The organism is Oscillibacter ruminantium GH1 (assembly GCF_000307265.1).
In the GTDB taxonomy this organism is placed as follows: domain Bacteria; phylum Bacillota; class Clostridia; order Oscillospirales; family Oscillospiraceae; genus Oscillibacter; species Oscillibacter ruminantium.
This window is the reverse complement of record NZ_DF158897.1, coordinates 314,683-338,197: the sequence shown is the minus strand read 5'-3', so window position 1 is coordinate 338,197 and position 23,515 is coordinate 314,683. Positions and strand designations below refer to the sequence as shown.

Genomic DNA, 23,515 nt, shown 5'->3' with positions numbered 1-23,515 from the left:
AAAAAGGAGCGGTCTATATGATAATTGAGAAAATACGGCGCATACCCTTGCTTTCGGAAATGGATACCGCCGTTTTGGATAGATGTATTGCGAAAAACCAAATTTTTGTCAGGCATTACTCAAAGGGCGCGACGGTACACCATCAGCATGAAGTCTGTTCTGTGCTCGACGTTGTTTTATCGGGAAAGCTGGTTGCGTATTCCTTATCAGAAAATGGTTCCGCGATTACAATGTTCGAATTTCAAAAAAACAGTATTATCGGAGCTAATTTGCTGTTTGGAGAAAATACCAACTATCCGTTAAATATTTATGGCGTAACAGATGGGGACGTGCTTCATATAACGAGAGAAGCGGTTATGGAATTCCTGCATGACTATCACTTTGTCATGCGGTTTATAAAATCCTTGTCTCTGAATTCCCAAGGTATGAATCGGAAGATTAAAATGCTGACCCAAAAAACGCTGCGTGAGAACTTAATGGACTATCTCAAGCAACAATCTATTATTCAAGGCTCTTCGAAAATCGTCCTTCCGTTCAGCAAAAAAGAACTGGCAGACTACTTGGGCGTTCAACGACCGTCGCTGTTCAGGGAACTGAAAAAAATGAAGGACGAGGGAATCATTGAAATTGATAACCGCACGATTCAGCTATAACAGCTCAAACTGATTTTTGTAAAACCTTAGAACGCCATCGTCCCTGAGCTTGGAAAGCTCAGCCGACATGGCGCTACGCTCGACGGAAAGGTAGTCCGCGAGTTCCTGTCGGTTGAATGGAATGCAAAAGTGACTGCTTCCCGATTTCTTGGCCTCAGCCGAAAGGTAGGCCAGGAGTTTTTCACGGGTGGTTCGTTTCGAGGTGAATTCAATTTTCTGCGTCAGTGATATATTTTTCATTGATACGATGTTTAACATGTTCTGAATAAGCTTGCTGTGAAAACCGCACGCCTTCGCGCACGGGACTGCAAGCCTGTGACAGTCGATAAAGAGAAGCTCACTTTCGCTCATCGTGATCACACTGACCGGAAGCGTTTTTATTTCCGCGCAGGCAAAGGATTCCCCGAACAGATTCCCAATGTCAATTTTTCCAAGGATGCTTCTATTTCCGTAATAGTCATCCTGCACAACCTGAACCTGTCCCGATAGAACGATGCCGAATTTTTCGATGCTTTCGCCGCTGAAAAACACGGTTTGCCCTTTTTCGTAATGAACCGATTTTGCAGTCAGGCATGACAAAAGTGGCAGTAAATCTGATTCTTCAATGCCCTTGAATAATCGTACTGTTTTCAGCACATCCAAATAATTTTTCATAATATCCTCTTTCGTTGGAAATCCAACGGACTTATTGACTTAAGAATAGTAAACTTAAGGCAGAAAGTCAATAATAACCTGAAATAACGCACTCGGAAAAAGAGGTGAACGGAACATGATTCGAAAGATTATTAGAATTGATGAAGAAAAATGTAATGGCTGCGGTCTGTGCGCAAAAGCCTGCCACGAAGGGGCAATCGGCATGGTAAACGGAAAGGCCAAGCTCCTCCGCGACGATTATTGCGACGGTCTCGGCGACTGCCTGCCGGCCTGCCCGACGGACGCGATCAGCTTTGAGGAACGCGAAGCGAAGGAATACGACGAAGCCGCCGTGAAGAAAAGCAAGCTGAGCAAACAGGGAGAAACGCTGGCTTGCGGCTGCCCGGGGACGCAGTCTAAAGCAATCCATCGGGAAAATGAGTGTGAGGCCGTCCAGCCCAATATCAGCGAAAATAAAAGCCAGTTGTCACAGTGGCCAGTCCAAATCAAACTTGCGCCGGTCAACGCTCCGTATTTCGCGGACGCCAATCTGCTGGTGGCCGCCGACTGTACGGCCTATGCTTACGGCGATTTTCACAACAGGTTTGTCAGGAACAAAGTGACCCTGATCGGCTGTCCCAAGCTTGACGAAGGGGATTACAGCGACAAACTCACGGAGATCATTAGGAGTAACAACATTAAAAGCGTCACGGTAGTCAGAATGGAAGTTCCCTGCTGCGGCGGGATCGAAAACGCGGTAAAACGGGCGCTTCAAAACAGCGGCAAAATGATTCCCTGGCAGGTAGTGACGATTTCAACCGACGGAAAAATTCTTGATTGACAGGAGGGTATCATAATGATAGAAAAAGAGTATAAGCTGTCCAAAACCAATGAAAAAGCGATAGAAAAAGTCATATTTGACGAAAACCTGCATTACCTCCACATGGTGTTCAACCAGGGCGAGGGACTGCCGGAGCACTTATCCAATTCAAACGTGTATATGACCGTCATTCGCGGAAGGCTCTCCATCGGACTTGATGATCAGGAAATCCATGAGTATGAGGCCGGAACTCTGCTGAAAATCCCGTTTCAAACTAAAATGAATGTCAAAAATGTGCATGACGAAACGCTGGAGCTGATTGTCGTAAAGGCGCCCGCTCCGAAAAGCTGAGAAAGCGAAGGAGGAAACCGGATGAAAAAGTACAGGTGTATTCCCTGCGGGTATATCTATGATCCAGCGCTTGGCGATCCCGACAGCGGCATCGGGCCCGGCACGGTATTTGAAGATTTGCCCGATGATTGGCAGTGCCCGATCTGTTTTGTCGGCAAGGACGAATTTGAACCTGTTGAAGACTAAATTTTAAAGGAGGAAACAAAAATGAGTATGTTTTGTTATCAATGTCAGGAAACCGCCGGAGGAAAGGGCTGCGCGGTGCGCGGCGTCTGCGGAAAAACCGAAGAAGTAGCAAAGCTTCAGGATCTTCTGATTTACACCCTCAAGGGCATTTCAGAAATTGTAGTCAAAAGAAAGCTGGACGTCAAAACCCTTGGCGAAACAAATTATGAGGTGCTCAGCAGCCTGTTTATGACCATCACCAACGCGAATTTTGACGACGGCTCTATTGAAAAGCAGATCATGAAAATGATCGCCGTAAGAGACGAACTCAGAAATTCTAATGCTTCTGCGGGTTTACACGATGCGGCGACCTTCATGGTGAGCTCCAGAGCGTCTATGCTGGAAAAAGCCACTACCGTCGGTGTGCTGTCAACCGCAAACGAGGACGTGCGGTCTCTCCGCGAGATGATCACATACGGTCTTAAGGGCATGGCGGCCTACGCCGAGCACGCGAAAAACATCGGAAAAGAAGATTCGGCAATCAACGCCTTCATCTATGAGGCGCTGGCGGCAACGCTGGACGATTCCCTCTCCGCCGATGATCTGGTGGCACTGACGCTGAAGACCGGAGAATACGGCGTCAAAGTTATGGCGCTACTGGATGAGGCCAACACATCACGGTTCGGCAATCCTGAAATCACCGAGGTCAATATCGGCGTCAGAAAAAATCCCGCGATCCTGATTTCCGGCCACGACCTGACCGATCTGGAACAGCTTTTGGAGCAAACCAAAGGCACCGGCGTGGATGTATATACCCACAGCGAGATGCTGCCCGCCCATTATTACCCGGCTTTCAAAAAATACGATAATTTCGCGGGCAACTACGGCAACGCCTGGTGGAAGCAGCTCGATGAATTTGTATCCTTCCGTGGCCCCATTCTCTTTACCACTAACTGCATCGTCCCGCCAAGAAGCGAAGAGGTCCGGGGCAGAATCTATACCACGGGTTCCACGGGCTATCCCGGCTGCAAGCACATCGAAGCCGACGAGAACGGGAAAAAGGATTTTTCAGAAATCATCGCGCTTGCCAAGACCCTTCCCGCGCCAGATGAGATCGAAACTGGAAGCATCGTCGGCGGCTTTGCACACAATCAAGTAATGGCTCTGGCCGACAAGGTCGTCGATGCCGTCAAATCCGGCGCGATCAAAAAGTTCTTTGTCATGGCAGGTTGTGACGGACGCATGAAGTCCAGAGAATACTACACCGAGTTTGCCGAGAAGCTCCCGAAGGACACGGTGATTCTTACGGCGGGCTGCGCGAAATACCGTTATAATAAGCTGAAGCTGGGCGATATCGGCGGTATTCCGAGAGTTCTCGACGCCGGACAGTGCAACGATTCTTATTCTCTGGCGGTGATTGCGCTGAAGTTAAAAGAGGTGTTTGGACTCGATGACATCAATAAACTGCCGATTGCCTTCAATATCGCCTGGTACGAACAAAAGGCCGTTATCGTTCTCTTGGCTCTGCTGTACCTGGGCGTGAAGAACATCCACCTCGGCCCCACGCTGCCGGGTTTCCTGTCTCCCAATGTGGCCAAGGTATTGGTTGAAAAATTTGGTATCGCGGGTGTCGGAACAGTTGATGATGACATCAAACTGTTCATGAACGCCTGATAGAGAAAGGAATATCAGCATATGAAAGCGACGATCGACAGAGAAGGCTGTATTTCCTGCGGGCTATGTGCATCAACCTGTCCGGAGGTATTTCGGATGGCTGATGACGGGCACGCGGAGGTTTGCGCGGACCCTATTCCTGAATCTGCGGAAGACTCGGCAGCAAAAGCGCGTGATAACTGTCCCGTCTCTGTTATCACAGTAGAATAGCCAGAATCAGCGCCCTTCTGAAAGGTTTTGGCCGTTCAGAAGGGCACTTTAACTGGAACTCTCAGAGGGCAAGGGGTGTAAAATGAACCATATTGGGCAAGTAATAAATGCTATGATCGCGTATTACGCCGGGGATGTTCGGCGAATCAACCATTTTCTGAAGGTATTCGGTTTTGCCAAGGCAATCGGAGAGATGGAAGGATTAGACGAAAGCACGCAGGAGATTATTGAAATCGCGGCGCTTACTCATGACATTGGGATTAAAAACAGTGAGAAAAAGTACAACAGCTCCGCTGGGAACTATCAGCAGATTGAAGGTCCGCCTGAAGCAAAAAAGCTTCTGGAGGGGGTAGGCATCGAATCAGGTGTTATTGACCGCGTATACTGGCTTATCGCGCATCATCATACCTATACCGACATTCAGGGAATCGATTATCAAATACTGGTTGAGGCGGACTTTCTTGTTAATGCTTATGAAGATAATATGTCGAATGACTCCGTTCACAGTATCGGGAGTAAAATGTTTAAAACAATGAGTGGGAAAGCCATTCTAAACGCAATATATGCCTAAAGGAAAATTAAATCAACAATTAGTATGAATACGAAAAAAGCGGTCCTGGCAGAATTGAACTGTCAGTCCGCTTTTAATCTATTATCTGGAGGTTTTATGATGACAACGGAAGAGAAAATACTTGATTCTCAACAAATAGCCCTACCCTTACCTGACAGCATCGGGATAACTCAATCTTCGGGATTAGACCATCACGCAGTCTTCAACCGGCAGCGCGTGGATCAGTTCGTGGAGCAGGACGTCGCCAGCACGGAAAGCGCGCGCCAGCACAAGGACGCCACCGATCTCATCTGCCAGCCGGATACCGAACAGCGGCAGCTCATCCGCCGCCTGACTCCTCTGGAGTGTGAACGACTCCAGGGTTTCCCGGACGGCTGGACGGAGATCCCAGGTGCGTCAGACAGCGCCCGTTACAAGGCGCTGGGCAACAGCGTGGCAATCCCATGCGTGACCTTCGTCCTGCGCGGCATCGCCGCCGTACTGAGAGCGGCGGGCAGTGGGTAATATGCTTCACTTAGCCCATATTCTTCGTTGGTTCTGGTCATAGCTATTGCGCCGCGCTCCCGCTATACTTGGCTTGCAAATCAGGAAAGGAGCTGTCACCATGGAAGCGACAAAAAATCTCTGCGCTCAGATCCCCGAGTCCCTGCACGCCAGAGTGCGGACAGAACAGGAGCAGTCGGGCCAGACGCTCAGCCAATACGTCACCGCACTTATCACCGAATACTACAGTCAGAAAGAAGGTCGAAAAATGGAAGGCACCAGAACCATGGCGTTTCAGATCCAGGAGGAACTGTTCCAGCGGATCAAGCGTTACCTCGACAGCGAGTCGGAGCGTACCGGAAAGAAGATAAGCCAGCGGGAGTTCGTGCTGGGACTGATCCAAAAAGCGCTGGACGACGCGAACATCGCATAATCAAGAATGACCGCGCGGGGCTGCCGGGAGGCGGCCCCAAAACTTTTGGAGGTGAAATATTTGTATCTATACCCTGACAACCTGAAGGCCAAGGCAACGCTGTTCCTGTGGGAACTGCGGGATGTGGGCATCATCGGCGTGGGGCTTCTGCTTTCTGTCTTTGCGCTGGCCCAACTCCGCTTTTTCCTTCCCGTTGTGGCAACGGCGGTATATGCTTTTCTCACCATTCGCTTTGACGAGACCAGCATCCGCGATTTTATCGTGAACGCCTTCGCTTTCTTTTTCGGGAAGCAGCAGATCTACTACTGGAGGATAAAAACGTGAGCAGAAAAAAGAAGAACGCCGAGCGTGAGCGGCAGTCCACACGCCAGCTCATCGGCATCGACGGGATCTCCGAATACAGCCTTCTGACCAGCCATGGAGAGCTGGTCTTTTTTTCGATCAAGCCGACTAACATTAGCGTTCTGTCCGACGCCAGTGTGGCAGCGCGGATCTACGCTCTGATGACCGTCCTCAAAGGCCAGACGGAGGTGGAGATGCTCTGCATCAACAGCCGGGAGAACTTTGAGGAAAACAAGAGCTTCCTGAAAGCGCGGACGAACGCGGAGAACCTGCCCGCTGTGCGGAAGCTGCTGGAGCTGGAGGCAGTCAGTCTCGACCGCCTCCAGCTGCAGATGGCAACCGCCCGTGAGTTTCTTATCATCGTGCGCCTGAAAAGAGAAGAGGAAACGGATGCGCGCGCTCACCTGACGACGATAGAAAAATCTCTCAAAGATCAGGGATTCACCGTGCGTCTGTGCGAGAGCGTGGACATCAAACGGCTCCTCGGCGTTTACTATGAGCAGAATGTCACGACAGAAAAATACGAGGACAACGACGGAGATCGCTGGATCATCCTCGGCGAATAAGGATCAGGAGGTAACCCAATTGGGTAAACACAGTAAAAAAAGCGCGGCCCCGGCGCAGGAAACACAGATCAAGGAGTTCCTCGACATGATCTCGCCGGGCATCATCAAATTCAATGTGGATCACTTCCTCTGCGGCAACACCTATCGGTGCGTATGGGCGCTGCGGGAATATCCCACCACTACGGACGAGCAGGCGATCCTGCGGCATCTGGGCGAAAAGGACGGGGTGACGCTCCGCATCTACACCCGGATGGTCACGCCGAGTGAGGAAAAAACGATCATCCACAACGCGGCCAACAAAAACCGCATGGCAGGCTCCAATACCAACGACCTCCAGCAGACGGTCACCGCGGAAAGCAATCTGCAGGACGTGACCGCGCTGGTATCTGCCATGCACCGCAACCGCGAGCCGCTACTCCACTGCGCGGTGTATATCGAACTCATTGCCCACGAGTATGATGAACTGAAGCTGCTCCAGACCGACGTGCTGACGGAACTGGTACGGAGCAAGCTCAATGTGGACAGGCTCCTGCTCCGTCAGCAGCAGGGCTTCCTCTGCGTCGGCCCCAGTGGATGGAACGTGTTCGGGGCTCAGTTCGAGCGCGTGCTGCCCGCCAGCTCGGTCGCCAACCTCTATCCCTTCAACTACTCCGGCAAGACCGACGCCCATGGCTTCTACATCGGGCGCGATAAGTTTGGCAGTAATATCCTCGTCGACCTTGACAAGCGCGACGACGATAAGACCAATCCCTGTTGCCTCATTCTCGGCAACAGCGGCCAGGGCAAGAGCTATCTCTTGAAGCTGCTCCTGTGCAACATCCTGGAAAGCGGCAAGAATGTCCTGTGCCTGGACCCGGAGCATGAATACGTCGACCTCGTGGAAAATCTTGGCGGGTGCTTTGTCGATCTCATGAGCGGACAGTACATGATCAACCCGCTGGAGCCAAAGACATGGGACGACGGCAGCGGCGCGGACGACAAGGATGCGCCGCAGACCTTCCGGCAGACTACCAAGCTCTCGCAGCACATTTCCTTCCTCAAAGATTTTTTCAGGTGCTACAAAGATTTTGATGATAAGCATATTGATGTGATCGAACTGATGTTGGGAAAAGTGTATGAAAAATGGGGCATCAGCGATCGAACCGACTTCTCAAAGCTGACGCCGGAGGACTATCCCATCCTCTCCGATCTCTATGAGCTGATCGAGGCGGAATACAAAACCTACGACGCGCAGAAGTTCCAGCTCTACACAGCGGAATTGCTTCAGGACATCCTGCTGGGGCTCCACTCCATGTGTCAGGGCGCGGAGAGCCAGTTTTTCAACGGTCATACCAATGTGACATCCAGCCGTTTCGTGGTGTTCGGCGTAAAGGGACTTCTGCAGGCCAGTAAAAATGTGAAGAACGCCCTGCTGTTCAACGTGCTGTCCTTCATGTCGGATAAGCTGCTGACCGAGGGCAACACCGCTGCCAGCATCGACGAGCTGTACCTGTTCCTGACAAACCTGACCGCAATCGAGTACATCCGTAATTTCATGAAGCGTGTTCGCAAAAAAGAATCCAGCGTCATTCTCGCCAGCCAGAACCTCGAGGACTTCGCCATCCCCGGCATAGCCGAGCTGACAAAGCCGCTGTTCAGCATCCCGACCCACGCCTTCCTGTTCAACGCCGGCAACATCGACAAGAAGTTTTATATGGATACGCTCCAGCTCGAAGAATCCGAGTACAATCTCATCCGCTTTCCCCAGCGGGGCGTCTGCCTCTACAAATGCGGCAACGAGCGGTACAACCTCGTGGTTCACGCCCCGGCGTATAAGGAAAAACTGTTCGGCAAGGCAGGTGGTCGCTGATGGCGCTCTCTGCGGCAGCGGCGGCGAAAATCGCAGCCAGCGTCCTCACCAGCAAAAAGCTCCGCAAAACCGTGGGCTGGATCATCGCCGCCATCCTCTCGCCGCTTATTCTCCTGTTGGTCGTTGTGTGCAGCTTTATGTCGGGCGGCGCGGATCATAACGCGGCGGCGCTCGACCTCTGCTACTACGGCGGCATGATCGCAGGCTCCGTTCCGGAAACATACCGGCAGCACATCACGGATATGCAAAACAGCCTCGCCATCGTGGACAGCAATGTGGCGTCAGTCAACGCCATGGCGGAAGGCGGAAGCGGCCTTGACTCCAATCGGGTCAAGGCCGTTTTCTATTCTCTGTATTTCGGCGAGGAAAACCCCGGCGCCGTTGGTATTGAGCAGTTCGTGGACTGCTTCGTGAGCTATGAGGAACGCACCCGCACCTGGACCGATGATAACGGTACGAAACATTCGGAAACCTATACTGTCGCCGTGCCAGTCTCGCTGGAAACGGCATACGCCAACATCCATTCCAATATGGGCGTAGAGATTACCGACGCGGTGCGGAAGAACGCGGATGAGGTATACTCCCGGACGCACAGCGGCGGAGATACATTCTCCGGTGGGTATACCCGAGGCGACGGCGTGAGCATCGAACTGGACGTCTCCGCCTTCGCCGATCCCACTACGAAAAACAATCTCGACCTCGTGACCTATGCGGAGAACGCATGGGAAAATGGCTGGGGCTACGTCTGGGGCACCTATGGTTCCGTCCTTACGGATTCGCTCTTCGCGTCCAAACTGGCACAGTATCCTGACGGCGTGGGCAACTATGAGGATTTCATCCGGCAGAACTGGCTGGGACGCAGGACAACCGACTGCGTGGGACTCATCAAGGGCTATGGATGGCTGGACACGTCCACCATGAGCATCAGCTATGGCATCAACGGGATGCCGGATGTTGGCGCGGACGGAATGTACAACAACGCCACAGTCAAGGGAGATATGTCCACCATGCCGGATACGCCGGGCCTCGCCGTATGGCACAGCGGCCATATCGGCGTTTACATCGGGAACGGCGAGGTCATCGAAGCAATGGGTACCAAGTACGGTGTGGTCAAAACGCAGCTCTCGGAACGGAGCTGGACGGCATGGCTGCAGATCCCATACATCAACTACATTTCAGAAGCGGAGGCAACACCATGAAAGAATTAGAAAACAAAACCTTGCACGTCCTGCGCGTCGAGCCAAGAAAGGCTCCCGAGGAAAAAGATATCGGTTCGGATCTCAACAGCCTGCAGGCAGAGGTGGACGGCCTCATAGAATGCGTTTATATGGATGACGGTGCCATCATCGTAGTAAACGAAGAAGGAAAACTGAACGGCATGGAAATGAACAGACGGCTCGGAGATGATATCCTCTGCGGGCCGTTTTTCATTGTCCGGGATAATGGTGAAGGTGACTTCGCATCCCTAACCAATTTACAGATCGAATATTACAAAAATCGCTTTGCACAGCCCGAGCAGTTTGCAGAACACGAACCCGATGCAGAACCATTTATGCGATTCATTACATTTTGATTGGAGGAAACGAGTATGAGCAAAACCAATATTACAATTCCTTTTGATGAGGAAAAACTGTCGGCGCTGGATTTCTCGTTGCACAAGGAAAACACCACAGCGCAGCAGCGCATGGAAAAAGATCTCGCCGAACTGTACGAAAAATCGGTACCGGAGCCTCTGCGTGAGTACCTCGACAGCAAGAGTGCTCCCGCTGCCAAGTCCAAACGTCAGGTGAAAGCACCCGCTCCGAAAATGCCTGCGGCGAAACCAATTCATTCGCCTGTTCCGTTCAGCAAAGATGATACGCCAACAAAAACGGAACCGGCCATGTGACCGCATGTTGCTGCCTGTGTCACCCTGTGTGCGGCTTTTGGACAGGACTGCGGGAAAGGAAGCCTGACAGGGCTTGACCGCCCTGTTGTGGCAACGTTCGAGAGCTTTGAGAGCGTGTTCGCGCTCGCGATTTTAGTACAGGATAAAGCACCGGGGTCGCACAGCGCCCTCCGATGCGGAAAACACCGCCCCGCAGAGCGGGTCGGGGAGTTTTCGGAGAGGGGTCGAAAAGCGCCATTTTTGAGCCGAGCGGGGTTGTGAGGCTCGGAAACGCCCATCGTTGCACACTTTTCAGGGGTGACAAGGACAAATAATACGAAGAAATAATGGAGGACAGCATGGAAGAACAGAAAAAGAAGAAATATGCCTTTTGGCTCAATCAGGACACCAAAAAGCTCGCCGAGGATATGTATCAAAAGGACAACTGCCAGAGCCAGTCTGAGTTTGTCGAGAACGCAATTCGATTCTACGCCGGATATATTTCGACAAAGGACGCCACGGAATATCTCGTGCCGGTGCTGACACAAGTGCTGCGCGGTCTGCTCGAAGGATTCGCCTCGCACCTGAGTCGCAATATGTTCCGGCTTGCAGTCGAAGAAGCAAAGACATGGAACATCATCTCCGGACTGATACGAGTAAATCCGGAGCAGCTCAAATACATTCACGGCAAGGCCATTGGCGAGGTGAAGCGGCTCAAAGGTACGCTGACATATGAGGAACTCTACATAGATCCGATACCGCTTGAATATGAGCTGGATATCGAAGCGCTGATCAAAGATGAAGACGAGGGTGAGGATGAGGATGAGTAATCATGCCTCGCCTTATTTTTATTTCACCGCATTTCAAAAGCGGCGCCGGTAATGCCGCACACCTCTCGTACCTTGTGCGATACATTGCGACACGCGAGGGAGCGTCTCCCGCTCCCTCTGCGGATAAGCATAAACTGTCAACGAAAAAACAGGATCAGTTCATCCGTCAGATCGTGCAGGATTTTCCTTTGACCAAAAAGCGGTTCGAGTATGAAGACTATATCGCAAGCCCAACGGCAGCCAACGCCTCGGATTTTATAGAGATCGCATTGGAGCAGAACCTCGACCAGATCGGAAAGCGAGAAAATTATGTGGACTACATCGGCACGCGACCCGGCGTATCCAAGACCGGCGCTCACGGTCTGTTCGATGGGAGCGACTGCAAACTGGTGTTGTCACAGGTTCAGAAGGAGGTCTCGGAACACCCCGGCATCATTTGGACGCCGGTTATATCTCTGCGCCGCGAGGACGCACAGGCTATGGGATACGAATCTCCGGAGAGCTGGAAGACGATGCTCTCCGCCTGCGCCGCCGACCTCGCAAAAGGCTACAAGATAAAGCCGGAGCATCTGCGCTGGTATGCATCCTTCCACGATCAGACGCACCACCCGCATGTACACATGATCCTGTACTCAACAGATCCGTCAGAGGGCTTTCTCACCAAGCAGGGTATCACGCAGGTCAAGTTTGCGCTGGCCCGAAGCATATTCCCTGAACAGCTTCAGGAACTGTATGCCGCAGACACCCGGCAGCGTGATGCGCTCAAGGAAATCGCACGGCGACTCTATCAGGAGCTCATCGACCGTATGGCAAACGGAGTCCTCAAAAATGAGCGCATTGAAAAACTGACGGAGCAGCTCGTCGAAAGGCTGGCGACTCATAAGGGCAAGATGCAGTATGGGTATCTGCAAGCGCCGGTCAAGGCCATCGTCGATGAGATCGTAGATGAGTTGGCGCGGGATGAGGATGTGGCGGAAGCCTACCGCCTGTGGTTCGACATCCGCACAGACATTCTCAGCACCTACCATGACGATGTGCAGGATATCCCGCCGCTCTCCCGGCAGAAGGAATTCAAGCCCGTACGGAACATGGTCGTCTCGGAGGCTGCGAAGCTGGTCGATCATGTGTTCTCTTTAGAGGAAGATACCGGAGATGAGCCGAAAGCACCGGAGGATGTGCGGGCGCTCTTGCATACGATCAAGACAAATGAAAAAGATGCTCCGGAGGTTTTGAAAACAGCGGCGATTTTGCATCGCATGGCGGAGGATGGAAATCCCGACGCCGCTTATGCCATGGGTAAGATGGTCTTGGATGGCGGCATCATAAAAAAGAGCGTGTCAAAAGCGCTCGAATATTTCCGCACCGCAGCGGAAGCCGGTAACAGCTACGCCATGTATCAGCTCGGCAAGTACAACATGACTGACGAGGAAATGCCCAAGAATACTTCGGAGGCGCTTCGTTGGTTTCATGCAGCGGCAGAGCAAGGCAACGCCGCCGCTCAGTATGCGCTGGGTAAGATTTATCTTGCCGGTGAGGATGTGCCGCGAGATAAGGAGGCGGCGTTCCAATGGTTCTCCTGCTCCGCCGAGCAGGGCAACCAGTACGCTGGGTTCTTTGTGGAGCATTGGAACGAGGTGCGAAGCCCGTCGTCGTTCATTGCGACAACGCGCCTTCTGCATCACATGAGCCGCATATTTCAGGAGAACACCCCGCCAAGACGAGACGGCAAGATCCAGCTTGACAAGAAGCTCCTGCGTAAGCTCAAACAGAAGAAGATCGCCCAGGGTCACAAGGAGGACGATCACGAACAGGAGCAGAGCTACATCATGTATTAACGATTGGAGGCGAGAGGCATCGCACAGTACATTCATTTTACCGATGAGCAGAAGTTCCGCGCCAACTCGGTCGACCTGCCGGAGTTTCTCCGGCACAAGGGCGAGAAGCTCATACCGTCCGGGCGGGACAGACGACTCGCCTCGGATCACAGCATCACCGTGCGCGGCAACCGATGGTTCGACCATGCCTCTGAAAAAGGCGGGCTCGCCATCGACTTCGTTCAGCAGTTCTACGGTCTTAGCTTTCCCGATGCCGTGACGATGCTCCTCGGCGGAGAAACCGGCGTGAGCTATTTGCGAGTACAGCCGGAGCCGGTGCGGGAGTGCAAGCCCTTCGCTCTGCCACCGGCACATACGGATATGCGGCGTGTATATGCCTATCTGCTGCAGCACCGCCGCATCGACCGTGAGGTGCTGATTGCGTTTGTGAGAGAAAAACTTGTCTACGAGAGCGCGGAACCGTCCGCCGACAAAACCAAAACCTATCATAACGCCGTGTTCGTCGGAAACGATGAACATGGCGCTGCCCGTCACGGGCATAAGCGGAGCATCTATACCGCGGGAAAGAGCTACCGTGGCAACATCGAGAGCAGCGATCCCCGGTACAGCTTCCATTGGGTCGGCACATCTGAGAGGCTCTATGTGTTTGAGGCTCCGATAGATATGCTCTCGTATATCTCTCTGCACATGGAGGACTGGCAGGAACACAGCTATGTCTCCCTCTGCGGCACGGCGGAACACGCTATGCTCTGGATGCTGGAGCAGTATCCCCAGATTGATGAAATCGCGCTGTGCCTCGACAGTGACGAAGCCGGTATCAAGGCGACCGAGCGGCTGACCAACATCCTGCTGGAGCATGGACACAGCAGCATCCAGATCGACCGCTCTGCGGAAAAGGATTGGAACGATGAGCTGGTCTGCGCCTGCGAATCGGAATCAAAAATAACTATGAGAATGGAGTGAAATCATGCAGGAAAAAGTATATATGCTGATTGCCGCCGCAGCTATTATGTTCGCCGTCATCGGCGGTCTGTCGCTGTTGGCGCATTACTATACCCTCAACGGTATCAAGAGCCGGACCGTGGGCGACGGGCAGCACGGCACGGCCCGGTTCGCTACAAAGAAAGAAATCCAAAACACCTACAAGCGCATCCCGTTCCGCCCTAAAGCGTGGAGGAAGGCTAAGGAACTTCCGAAGGATCAGGGCATCATCCTCGGCAGCACCGGAAAGAAAAACGAGATCACGGCGCTGGTGGATACGGATGACGTCCATACCCTCATGATCGGAGCATCCGGCGTGGGCAAAACTGCATTTTTTCTCTACCCAAATTTGGAGTACGCCTGCGCCACCGGAATGAGTTTTCTTTGCACCGACACCAAGGGAGACCTTTTCCGAAACTACGGAGCGGTCGCCCGTGACTACTACGGATACAACATCGCTGTCATTGATCTGCGAAATCCCACCAGGTCGGACGGAAACAACCTCCTCCATCTGGTCAACAAATACATGGATGAGTACCGTGCCGACGAACACAACCTCGCGGCGAAGGCCAAGGCTGAAAAGTACGCCAAGATCATCAGCAAGACCATCATCAACTCCTCCGGCGACAGCGCTAACTATGGTCAAAACGCTTTCTTCTATGACGCCGCCGAGGGCTTGCTGACCTCGGTTATCCTTCTGCTTGCTGAGTTCCTTGCCCCCGACGATGACAACCCGGAGGAACGACGGCACATTATTTCCGTGTTCAAGATGGTGCAGGAGCTTTTGGAGCCGTCCAGAGTCAAGGGCAAGAGCCAGTTCCAGCTCCTGATGGCGAAGCTCCCGGCTGACCATAAGGCAAAGTGGTTCGCGGGCGCCGCACTCAATTCGGCGGAGCAGGCTATGGCTTCGGTCATGTCCACGGTGCTGTCCCGGCTGAATGCGTTTCTCGATTCGGAGATGGAACAGATTCTCTGCTTCGATACCGCCATCGACGCCGAGAAGTTCTGTAACACGAAAAGCGCCATCTTTATCGTGCTGCCGGAGGAAGACCTGACGAAATACTTCATGGTCAGCCTCATGATCCAGCAACTCTACAGAGAGATCCTCTCTGTGGCGGACGATAATGGAGGCAAGCTTAACAACCGCGTGGTGTTCTACTGCGACGAGCTGGGCACGATCCCGCCCATTGAGTCGCTGCAGCTCATTTTCTCCGCCTCCCGATCTCGCCGGTTGCTCATGGTGCCTATCATCCAGAGCTTCGGGCAGCTCCAAAAGAACTATGGTAAGGAGGGCTCGGAGATCATCGTCGATAACTGCCAATGCACCATCTTCGGCGGTTTTGCGCCCAACAGTCAGACGGCCGAGGTGCTTTCGAAAGCGCTGGGCAGTCGTACCGTCATGTCCGGCAGCATCTCCAGAGGAAAGAACGATCCCAGCCAGAGTCTGCAGATGATGGAGCGTCCCTTGATGATGCCCGACGAGCTGAAGTCATTGCCAAAGGGACAATTCATTGTCATGAAGACCGGCACACATCCGATGGAAACCAGACTGCGACTGTTCCTCGATTGGGGCATTACCTTCGACACGGTCTATGAGGTGCCGGAGAAGGTCGAGCGCAAGGTCGCTTATGCGGATAAGGATGAGCTGGAACAAAAGATACTGAACCGCTGTTACGCCGGGAAGGTCGCCGAGGATGCTCCGATCAGCGACAAGAGCGCCAAAGGCGGCATGAGCCAGCGGCAGTCTGATTTCAGCTTGTGCGAATCCATCCGGCGAGGCCAGAAAGGAATCCAGCACCAGGAGGGCAAGGTATGAGCTACTTCGGAACCATCTATGCCGAGGACATTCCTCACAGGGCAAAGGCTGTGTATATGTACCTGCGTGACCGCACCAATGCCTCCGGTACTTGCTGGCCGGGGATAAAAACTATCGCCGCAGACCTGCACCTCTCCAGCAGCACCGTCAAGCGGGCGCTGGACGATCTCACAAGGCGTGGCTTCATAAAAAAGGAGCCGCGCTACCGTGAGAACGGAAGCTACAGCTCCAATTTATATGTGGTCAAAAACTTGAATCCATAACGCCGGGAAAAAGCATATCATTCCGCCAAGGGGCTTCTATGCTTTTCCACTGGACTGAGGGTGGGTTCATGGTGAACCTCCTTGAAGGACCAACTCTAACAGAAAACGATAACAACAGAGGAAAAACAGAAGTACACATTATGGGAGAAAGACCGTGCTCAGTACCCAAACCTTCTCTGTCGATTATTTCCTGCTTGATGGGAGCGTAGCGTTTAGTAGGTCGGCCGGATTGATATCCAACGCATCGGCGATATTATACAAGACCTCGAGAGAGAATGGCCTAACGATATTCGGTGCCTCAATGGAACTCAAATGGGAACGGCTAATTTTTGCTTTCTCTGCCAACTGCTCCTGTGACATACCTTGCATTTTTCTGAGTGCAGCGATGGTAAGGCCGAGCTCGATAAAACGGTCACGGTTTTGAAATCCAACTTCTTTACTCAACGGCCCCACCTCCTTGTTTTAATGTCTAAATTATAGTCTGACGTGCTCATCCTTTCTGTATGCGCCATTGAGCTATTGACTAATATTTTGAGCATAAGTATAATAACAAGATAATATGACGCGGCTAATGGGCGTTTGTCGTATATGGTGAGCGATTGAGAGGGTTCAGAGTGCGTGATAGAACTTGTTGTTTCACTGGACATAGAAAAATACCGTCCGAGCAATACACACAAATTGCCAGACGGTTGAGATGTGAAATTGTTAAACTCATTGAGCAGGGATATGCCTTTTTCGGTACGGGAGGCGCGCTTGGATTTGATACATTGGCGGCTCAGACCGTACTGGAACTGCGGGAAAGCTATCCGCAGATTAAGCTAATCCTCGTCCTTCCATGCAAAAACCAAACACATGGATGGGATGCAAAAGACATCGCTATCTATGAAGAAATAAAAAAACGCTGTGATAAGTTCGTATATACATCTGAGCAATATGGCCCCGGCTATATGTTTAAGCGAAACCGGCATCTTGTAAACAACAGCAGCGTCTGTATCTGTTTTCAAACGGAAAATAAAGGTGGAACAGCGTACACGGTCAACTACGCAAGAAAAGAGGGACTCAAGGTACTCAATTTGGGCTAAAGGAGATACGGATGTGGATAAAAGAAAGATAGATTCCGCAAAGAGAGCCGTTGAGCAGATTGCCATTAAGAATCACACGTCAGTAGATGAGGTCAGACTACAAATGAAAGTTGCTATGATAAATGGTCTTGTCAGCGAAGACCTGAAAACCAAGGCATATTGGCAGAGCATACCCTGTGAGGGCGACATCCCAACACCAGAGGAGTTTATTGCATATGTGGCCGATGATGTGCGGCATAGACACAACAAATAGAATCAGAGCGAACAATGATGGTCGGCGCATCACGACAGCTTGGATATGAGATCTGGTTAGCGGATGAGTATGGCTCTGTGCATTGCCGCAACCGCTTTTACCGGCGACTCGATAATAGATGGTCTTGTATGATGCCTGCTATATGCACATAAAAAATAACTTTATGTTTGCGACCGACTTAATTGCAAACATAAAGTTTTTCTGCTATAGTAATCTATATCAAGTCGAGAGGTGAGCGAAGATGACTGTAAGCTACAAAAAGCTCTGGAAACTCCTGATAGACCGCGACATGAAGAAGAAGGACTTGCAGCAAGCCGCCGGCCTCAGTTCCACAACGGTTGCCAAGTTGTCGAACCATGAAAAAGTAAGTATGGATGTTCTCATCAAGGTGTGTGAAACCTTAAATGTTGACTTCGGCGACATTATGGAATTGGTGCCTAACGAGAAGCTACCGCTAAAGTGATTGACGATGCGGTGTTGCCAGGAATCACCCTTAATAATGCGCCGGAGGTACTTTATGAATAACCCCAAGAACGGGACGCCTGTAGATAGTTCCAGTCCCTACAAGGCTTCCCTCACAAGAGAACAATTCCTTTTTTATGAGATGCGTACAACTGCAAAGTTGATGATGGCAGGTTTGTCGGATGAGGATATCATGAATCACATTGTGAACGGAAACGCATTTCAATATCCAACCGAGAAATCTGTTCGCGGACAGGCGCGGGCTTGTTTAGTGCGACTGCATATGCTTGGTGACACTTCTCTCGTTGAGGCAATTGCCACGCAACCCGTTGAAACCGCGAAACAAGTGTGCCTTTATGCTTTAATGAAGTATAACCGTCTGGTCTGGGACTTTATGATTACCGTAATCGGGGAAAAGTACCGTTTAATGGACACCTCATTTGGCAAGATAGACTTGAACACCTATTTTATTCGGCTGCAGGAGCAGAACGACGCAGTTGCAACATGGAGCGACACCACAATCACGAAGCTGAAACAAGTGCTTACAAGAATATTGGTCGAAAATGAGTATCTTGACAATGCCAAGACCGACCATATTAATCCGGTGTGGCTGAACCCAACGCTGGAAAATGCGATTCGCTCAAATAACGAAGATGCCGCGCTTCCGGCATTCAACTGCTTTTCGTAGGAGGGCGTATGCGTAATATAAACGAACGCTTAGATAAGCTCAGGACTCTCATAGAGGAACCGGATTTCCTTCAGGGGAAGGGACTTAGTAACGAGGTAAATATTCGTATCTTTTGCTATGCCGCCGAGGATGAGATGGCCGTTCGCCATTTTATCAGTCAAATCGTCGCGGATCAGAGCGTCACGGCCCATCTGGTAGAATGCGACCTATACAAGATATTCATTTCCGTATGTGAGGACATGGACATCATAGACGCCATCGGTGAAATGGAGATTGATTCCGGAAAGAGCTTTCTATTAGAGCAGCTTCATTCCATAGCTACCGAAGATGCGTTTGTGCAAAAGATGCAATATGCGCCTCACATCCCCGGTGATGTGCTTCTGATAACAGGCATCGGAGATGTTTTCCCCTTTATGCGGGTCCATATGATACTCGAAGCCCTCCAGCCGTATTTTTCTGACATCCCAATCCTTGTAATGTATCCGGGTGAGTTTGATAAGCATTCGCTCAAGCTCTTTGGCAGACTGGAGCCAAATTCATACTATCGTGCGTTTGATGCAGTATAAGGAGGTATACGACTATGATGATTCGCAATATGTTCCGTGAAGACATCAACAGGCCCATCAATGGTGTAATTAAGGTTGACCAGGATGCCTCAGATGTAATTGAGCAGGAAATCCGGGAATATGTCATTACCAAGGAATTGAAAAAGCACTTCATTTCGTTCTTTAATTATTATGGTGACGCATTCGACGCCAGCACAGCGGACATCGGTGTTTGGATCTCCGGCTTTTTTGGAAGTGGTAAGTCACACTTCCTGAAAATGCTGTCCTATCTTCTTGAAAACAAAGATGTGAACGGGACAAAAACCGTTGAACGATTCCGAAAGAAATTCGAGGACGATCCTGCCACCTTTATGCTCATAGATAAGGTGACAAAAGGTCCGACCGAAACGATCCTATTCAACATAGATATTGAAGGTTCCATCAACAAAGACAAAACCGCCGTGCTGCGTGTCTTTGCGAAGATGTTCTATAATCATCTGGGCTTCTATGGCGATAATTTGAAAGTGGCCCGGCTGGAAAGCTATATCGACCAATGCGGTAAGACCGATCAATTCCGTCGCGTGTTCGAGGAAAAGAGCGGCTCAACATGGGTCAGCCAGCGCAAGGCATTTGCGTTTAAGGGCAAGGCGATCATTCCAACACTGATGGAAGTGCTTGATCTGAGTGAAGAAGACGCCAAGTATTGGTTCCAGGATAAGACCTCCACCGAGTTTTCAATCGCACAGCTCGTAGATGAAATCAAGGAATACATAAACACCAAGCCGAAGAACTTCCGCCTCCTGTTCATGATAGACGAGGTCGGCCAGTATGTCGGCACGGATACAGACATGCTGCTCAACCTGCAATCCCTTACTGAAAAAATCGGCAGCGAGTGCGACGGCAAGGTTTGGGTCATGTCTACTGGGCAGGAAGCGATTGACGAGATCATCAAGGTTCGCGCCGATGAGTTTTCACGCATTCAGGCCCGTTTTAAGACCCGGCTGAGCCTATCCTCATCCTCCGTCGATGAGGTCATTCAGAAGCGCGTTCTGGAGAAAAAGCCAGAAGCAAGAGCGCGGCTGGAAGCCGTCTATGGCGACAACGATTCCATCCTGCGTAACCTTTTCACTTTTACCGACTCTATCTTGGACATCAAAGGCTTCGGCGGCCCGGATGAGTTTGCGACCAACTTCCCGTTCGTGCCCTATCAGTTTATTATCATGCAGAAGGTTTTTGCCGAGATCCGCAAGCACGGCAACTCTGGCAAGCACCTTTCGGGCGGCGAGCGTTCCATGCTCTCCGGCTTTCAGGAAGCTGCACAGAAAGTGCAAGAGCAGGACGAATATGCCCTTGTACCCTTCTTCCGCTTCTATGATACCGTGCATACCTTCCTTGACGGGTCCATCCGCCGCGTGATCGAGCGCTGCGCGACTGCGGCGCAGAACGGTCACGGCGTACAGACACAGGATGTGGACGTGCTAAAGCTCCTGTATCTTGTGCGTTATATCGACGATATAAAAGCCACGCTGGACAATTTGGTCATTCTGATGGCCGATGATATCCGGGTGGACAAGGTCACGCTCCGCGAGTCGGTGCGAAACTCGCTGGATCGTCTGATGAGCCAGAACTATATCGGAAGGACGGGCGACGCTTACAACTTCCTCACCGATGAAGAGCAGGACATTCAGCGCGCCATCAACAATGAAACCAGCGTTGATACATCCTCTGTAGTGGAACGTATCGCTCACATGATTTATGGAGATATATACACCACAAAGAAATATCGTTTTGACAATAAGTACGATTTCGCTTTCGACCAGATGGTCGATGGCTTTACCGTCGGCGCGATTACCGGCGGTATGCGGTTGCGATTTCTTACTGTAGCTACTGAACCCACAGCGAAAGCTGAATTGCGTCTCATGACTGAATCTTCTGGACAGGCGATTATCGTGTTAGCTGACACTCCATATTACGACTCACTTGAAAGTGCAATGAAAATTCGCAAATATGTCAAGCAACGAAATGTTACCCAGCTACCGAAGTCGGTACAGGATATTATTCGTAACCAGCAGGATGAAGCAACAAATTACGAAAACGTGGCAACAGATGCACTATGCAACGCAATATGTGAGGCTATATTTTATGTAGATGGCGAAAGAATTCCAATAAAAGCGGGTTCTGTCAGCGTCACAGAAGAAGATCTGAAGAAAAGGGAAACGGCGATTCTTAAGGCGAAGGCTAAAAATATCATCGATCAGGCGCTGGAGTACCTCGTATCCCATGTTTACAGCGACCTTGACCTTATCACGAAGTTTGCCGACACGGATGAAGACATTTATGCCATCCTGAACGGCACGGCGCAGCAGGCCATCGGCGGGCTGGAGCCAAACCGGGACGCTGCGGCGAAAATAGAAGAATATCTGGAGATGCAGTATAAAAAGAAGTTGAGCACCTCCATGTTCGATGTGCAGAGCCGCTATCAGGGCATCCCCTACGGGTGGAAGGAAATCGACATTGCCGCTGTTATGGCGCAGCTCATCTACAACCAGAAGGTCACCGTAAAATATGCCGGCACCACCATACAGCCCGGTGACAAGAAGCTCCCCGACATGCTCCGCAAAAAGAGCGAGGTCGGCAAAACCATCGTCTCCAAGCGGATCAACATCGCCGCGCCGAAAATGAAAGAGGTGCGCGAGTTCCTACGCGAATACTTCGATGTGATGGATGTCCCCGCCGACGAGGACGGACTCGTCGGGTTCATCGTGCAGCGATTCGGAGAGCAAAAGCAGCATTATAGCGAACTGCTGGGGCGCTATGTCGATCACAAATACCCGGATCTCGCGCTGGTACAGGAGGCAGCCTCTCTTGTGGAGGATGTGCTGTCCCAGCAGAAGGACAATGTGGCGCTGATCGACCGCGTGGTCAAGCTGGAAGACAAGCTGGACGGCAATAAGGAAGCCATGCAGAATGTGGAGGGCTTCTTCAAAAATCAGGTGCAGGTCTTCGATGCTGCCGTGAAGCTGGAAGCTGACCTCGCCCATGAGCTGGACTATCTCGCCAAAGAGGAAGCGGCAAACAAGGCGCTCAATCAGATACGTCTGATGCTTATGAATGCCGGCCAGTTCGATTATAAAAAGATCCCCGAGCTCAATACGCTCATGTCCACCGTCCGCGAGGGACATAACAGCCTTCTGGATGCAAAGCGCGAGGAGCTCAATGAGATCGTTCGTCAGTGCCTTGCGGCGATTCATACTGCCGGTTCCGACAGCGTTGATACGAAAACCATCATCACGACCGCCGACACCTTCTACACCCAGCAAAAGCAAAAAATTCAGACGCTGACCAGCCTCGCGCTCCTCGACGGCCTGATCCCACCAATGATCCAGTACAAGGACACCATGGTGGAGAAGATCGAGGTCATGACGAGGCCCAAGCCGCCTGTGGAGCCGGTCAACACCGAGACTCCGCCGCAGCCTCCGAAAAAGAAGCTCATCAAAGCCTTCAACCGTCAGGTGGTATTCCCCGCCAAGCGGCTCGAGAGCGAGGCGGACATCGACGAATATGTGGAAAAGATTCGCACTCAACTCAAATCGCTTATGAAGAACTGTGACGGAATAAACCTGAACTGAGAGAAAAAGATTATGTCAGAAATGACCACAACAATATTTGGCGGCTTATTCACTTTGCTCGGCGTAATAATTGGCTGGGGCCTAAATGAACTTAGCACGGTGCTTCGTTCCAAGCCAAAGCTATCATTTCAAATGGTTGGAACTCCAGATGCTGAACTTGTGGAGAATGAACTGCGCACGAAGACAAGTTTGTCAGAATGTGGAATTGAGATATTCAATATAGGTCAAAAGCCATTCGTCTTAGAAAGCTTTGCTCTTTATGACGGGAATAAGCTTTTAGTAGACTGCTATATCGACGAGCAGAGCAGAGTGATTCTGCCATACCATAACATAGTCTATACGCTTATGGGGCAGGAGGCGGATTCCCTGCTTTATCACTGCAAAAAGTCACATTTTGATAAATGCAAAGTAATAGCTTATAACTTGAGCGGCAAATGCATTAAGGGACAATTGGAGGTTCCGCTGATTTCCCTGCGGGCAAGCACGGATATATAAGTGTTTAACAGCAACTTGG

The 23,515-nt window shown here is 51.2% G+C and carries 28 protein-coding genes and 1 pseudogene; 27 read left to right on the top strand and 2 right to left on the bottom strand.

What is annotated here, in order from left to right:
• Window positions 1–17 precede the first annotated feature (17 nt).
• Window positions 18–653, top strand: coding sequence for a Crp/Fnr family transcriptional regulator (locus tag ON16_RS06180; protein ID WP_040660382.1), 636 nt, complete (start codon window positions 18–20; stop codon window positions 651–653).
• On the opposite strand, the gene ON16_RS06175 is transcribed toward ON16_RS06180, so the two are convergent.
• Complete coding sequence (locus ON16_RS06175) at window positions 648–1,307, bottom strand: Crp/Fnr family transcriptional regulator (protein ID WP_040660380.1); 660 nt, start codon at window positions 1,305–1,307, stop codon at window positions 648–650. The genes ON16_RS06180 and ON16_RS06175 overlap by 6 nt on opposite strands.
• Before the next feature lie 115 nt (window positions 1,308–1,422).
• Between ON16_RS06175 and ON16_RS06170 the strand changes: the two genes are divergently transcribed.
• From ON16_RS06170 to ON16_RS06085, 19 genes and pseudogenes are all read left to right on the top strand, one after another.
• Window positions 1,423–2,127 (top strand): 4Fe-4S binding protein, encoded by a 705-nt coding sequence (locus ON16_RS06170; protein ID WP_040660378.1) that lies wholly within the window; start codon window positions 1,423–1,425, stop codon window positions 2,125–2,127.
• 15 nt (window positions 2,128–2,142) lie between these two features.
• Window positions 2,143–2,457: a cupin domain-containing protein gene (locus ON16_RS06165; protein WP_040660376.1), complete on the top strand. Its 315-nt coding sequence runs from the start codon at window positions 2,143–2,145 to the stop codon at window positions 2,455–2,457.
• 21 nt (window positions 2,458–2,478) lie between these two features.
• Window positions 2,479–2,643, top strand: a complete 165-nt coding sequence (gene rd, locus ON16_RS06160) for a rubredoxin (protein WP_040660375.1) — start codon at window positions 2,479–2,481, stop codon at window positions 2,641–2,643.
• Between the two features lie 21 nt (window positions 2,644–2,664).
• Window positions 2,665–4,296: a hydroxylamine reductase gene (gene hcp / locus ON16_RS06155; protein ID WP_040660373.1), complete on the top strand. Its 1,632-nt coding sequence runs from the start codon at window positions 2,665–2,667 to the stop codon at window positions 4,294–4,296.
• Between the two features lie 21 nt (window positions 4,297–4,317).
• Window positions 4,318–4,506 (top strand): ferredoxin, encoded by a 189-nt coding sequence (locus tag ON16_RS15300; RefSeq protein WP_081579608.1) that lies wholly within the window; start codon window positions 4,318–4,320, stop codon window positions 4,504–4,506.
• Between the two features lie 82 nt (window positions 4,507–4,588).
• Window positions 4,589–5,077 carry an HD domain-containing protein gene (locus ON16_RS06150; protein ID WP_040660371.1) on the top strand — a complete coding sequence of 163 codons (489 nt, stop codon included), beginning with the start codon at window positions 4,589–4,591 and terminating at the stop codon, window positions 5,075–5,077.
• 186 nt (window positions 5,078–5,263) lie between these two features.
• Window positions 5,264–5,581: pseudogene (locus tag ON16_RS06145) on the top strand (DNA cytosine methyltransferase); the annotation flags it as partial.
• Window positions 5,582–5,681: 100 nt separating this feature from the next.
• A complete protein-coding gene (locus ON16_RS06140; RefSeq protein ID WP_040660368.1) occupies window positions 5,682–5,993 on the top strand; it encodes a hypothetical protein in 312 nt (103 codons plus the stop codon).
• 60 nt (window positions 5,994–6,053) lie between these two features.
• Window positions 6,054–6,317 (top strand): hypothetical protein, encoded by a 264-nt coding sequence (locus ON16_RS06135; RefSeq protein ID WP_040660978.1) that lies wholly within the window; start codon window positions 6,054–6,056, stop codon window positions 6,315–6,317.
• The gene (locus ON16_RS06130; RefSeq protein ID WP_040660367.1) at window positions 6,314–6,901 is read left to right on the top strand and encodes a hypothetical protein; all 588 of its coding nucleotides are present in this window, start codon (window positions 6,314–6,316) and stop codon (window positions 6,899–6,901) included. Before ON16_RS06135 ends, ON16_RS06130 begins: the two co-directional genes overlap by 4 nt.
• A gap of 85 nt (window positions 6,902–6,986) precedes the next feature.
• Window positions 6,987–8,750 (top strand): VirB4 family type IV secretion system protein, encoded by a 1,764-nt coding sequence (locus ON16_RS06125; RefSeq protein ID WP_243441794.1) that lies wholly within the window; start codon window positions 6,987–6,989, stop codon window positions 8,748–8,750.
• On the top strand, window positions 8,750–9,949 hold the full coding sequence (locus ON16_RS06120) for a hypothetical protein (RefSeq protein WP_040660363.1): 1,200 nt from the start codon (window positions 8,750–8,752) through the stop codon (window positions 9,947–9,949). The genes ON16_RS06125 and ON16_RS06120 overlap by 1 nt, the downstream gene beginning before the upstream one ends.
• Window positions 9,946–10,323 carry a DUF3846 domain-containing protein gene (locus ON16_RS06115; protein ID WP_040660361.1) on the top strand — a complete coding sequence of 126 codons (378 nt, stop codon included), beginning with the start codon at window positions 9,946–9,948 and terminating at the stop codon, window positions 10,321–10,323. The genes ON16_RS06120 and ON16_RS06115 overlap by 4 nt, the downstream gene beginning before the upstream one ends.
• Before the next feature lie 15 nt (window positions 10,324–10,338).
• A complete protein-coding gene (locus ON16_RS06110; protein WP_051131577.1) occupies window positions 10,339–10,638 on the top strand; it encodes a DUF6103 family protein in 300 nt (99 codons plus the stop codon).
• 338 nt (window positions 10,639–10,976) lie between these two features.
• Complete coding sequence (locus tag ON16_RS06105; protein ID WP_051131576.1) at window positions 10,977–11,447, top strand: hypothetical protein; 471 nt, start codon at window positions 10,977–10,979, stop codon at window positions 11,445–11,447.
• Window positions 11,448–11,449: 2 nt separating this feature from the next.
• Window positions 11,450–13,282: a MobP3 family relaxase gene (gene mobP3 / locus ON16_RS06100; RefSeq protein WP_040660360.1), complete on the top strand. Its 1,833-nt coding sequence runs from the start codon at window positions 11,450–11,452 to the stop codon at window positions 13,280–13,282.
• A gap of 3 nt (window positions 13,283–13,285) precedes the next feature.
• Window positions 13,286–14,245 (top strand): DUF3991 and toprim domain-containing protein, encoded by a 960-nt coding sequence (locus ON16_RS06095; protein WP_243441779.1) that lies wholly within the window; start codon window positions 13,286–13,288, stop codon window positions 14,243–14,245.
• 4 nt (window positions 14,246–14,249) lie between these two features.
• Window positions 14,250–16,079, top strand: a complete 1,830-nt coding sequence (locus ON16_RS06090) for a VirD4-like conjugal transfer protein, CD1115 family (protein WP_040660357.1) — start codon at window positions 14,250–14,252, stop codon at window positions 16,077–16,079.
• Complete coding sequence (locus tag ON16_RS06085) at window positions 16,076–16,342, top strand: helix-turn-helix domain-containing protein (RefSeq protein WP_040660355.1); 267 nt, start codon at window positions 16,076–16,078, stop codon at window positions 16,340–16,342. Before ON16_RS06090 ends, ON16_RS06085 begins: the two co-directional genes overlap by 4 nt.
• Window positions 16,343–16,525: 183 nt before the next feature.
• Here ON16_RS06085 and ON16_RS06080 read toward each other — a convergent pair whose 3' ends face one another.
• Complete coding sequence (locus ON16_RS06080) at window positions 16,526–16,786, bottom strand: helix-turn-helix domain-containing protein (RefSeq protein ID WP_040660354.1); 261 nt, start codon at window positions 16,784–16,786, stop codon at window positions 16,526–16,528.
• Window positions 16,787–16,956: 170 nt separating this feature from the next.
• On the opposite strand from ON16_RS06080, the gene ON16_RS06075 reads away from it, so the two are divergent.
• The 7 genes from ON16_RS06075 (at window position 16,957) to ON16_RS06045 (ending at window position 23,496) form a co-directional block, all read left to right on the top strand.
• Window positions 16,957–17,424, top strand: coding sequence for an SLOG family protein (locus ON16_RS06075; RefSeq protein ID WP_040660353.1), 468 nt, complete (start codon window positions 16,957–16,959; stop codon window positions 17,422–17,424).
• A gap of 13 nt (window positions 17,425–17,437) precedes the next feature.
• Window positions 17,438–17,677, top strand: a complete 240-nt coding sequence (locus ON16_RS06070) for a hypothetical protein (RefSeq protein ID WP_040660351.1) — start codon at window positions 17,438–17,440, stop codon at window positions 17,675–17,677.
• A 241-nt stretch (window positions 17,678–17,918) separates the two neighbouring features.
• Window positions 17,919–18,140 (top strand): helix-turn-helix domain-containing protein, encoded by a 222-nt coding sequence (locus ON16_RS06065; RefSeq protein WP_040660349.1) that lies wholly within the window; start codon window positions 17,919–17,921, stop codon window positions 18,138–18,140.
• A gap of 54 nt (window positions 18,141–18,194) precedes the next feature.
• Complete coding sequence (locus tag ON16_RS06060) at window positions 18,195–18,827, top strand: DUF1819 family protein (RefSeq protein WP_040660348.1); 633 nt, start codon at window positions 18,195–18,197, stop codon at window positions 18,825–18,827.
• An 8-nt stretch (window positions 18,828–18,835) separates the two neighbouring features.
• Window positions 18,836–19,393, top strand: a complete 558-nt coding sequence (locus tag ON16_RS06055; protein WP_040660346.1) for a DUF1788 domain-containing protein — start codon at window positions 18,836–18,838, stop codon at window positions 19,391–19,393.
• A gap of 14 nt (window positions 19,394–19,407) precedes the next feature.
• The gene (gene brxC / locus ON16_RS06050; protein ID WP_040660344.1) at window positions 19,408–23,001 is read left to right on the top strand and encodes a BREX system P-loop protein BrxC; all 3,594 of its coding nucleotides are present in this window, start codon (window positions 19,408–19,410) and stop codon (window positions 22,999–23,001) included.
• 12 nt (window positions 23,002–23,013) lie between these two features.
• Window positions 23,014–23,496, top strand: coding sequence for a hypothetical protein (locus ON16_RS06045; protein WP_040660342.1), 483 nt, complete (start codon window positions 23,014–23,016; stop codon window positions 23,494–23,496).
• Window positions 23,497–23,515 lie beyond the last annotated feature (19 nt).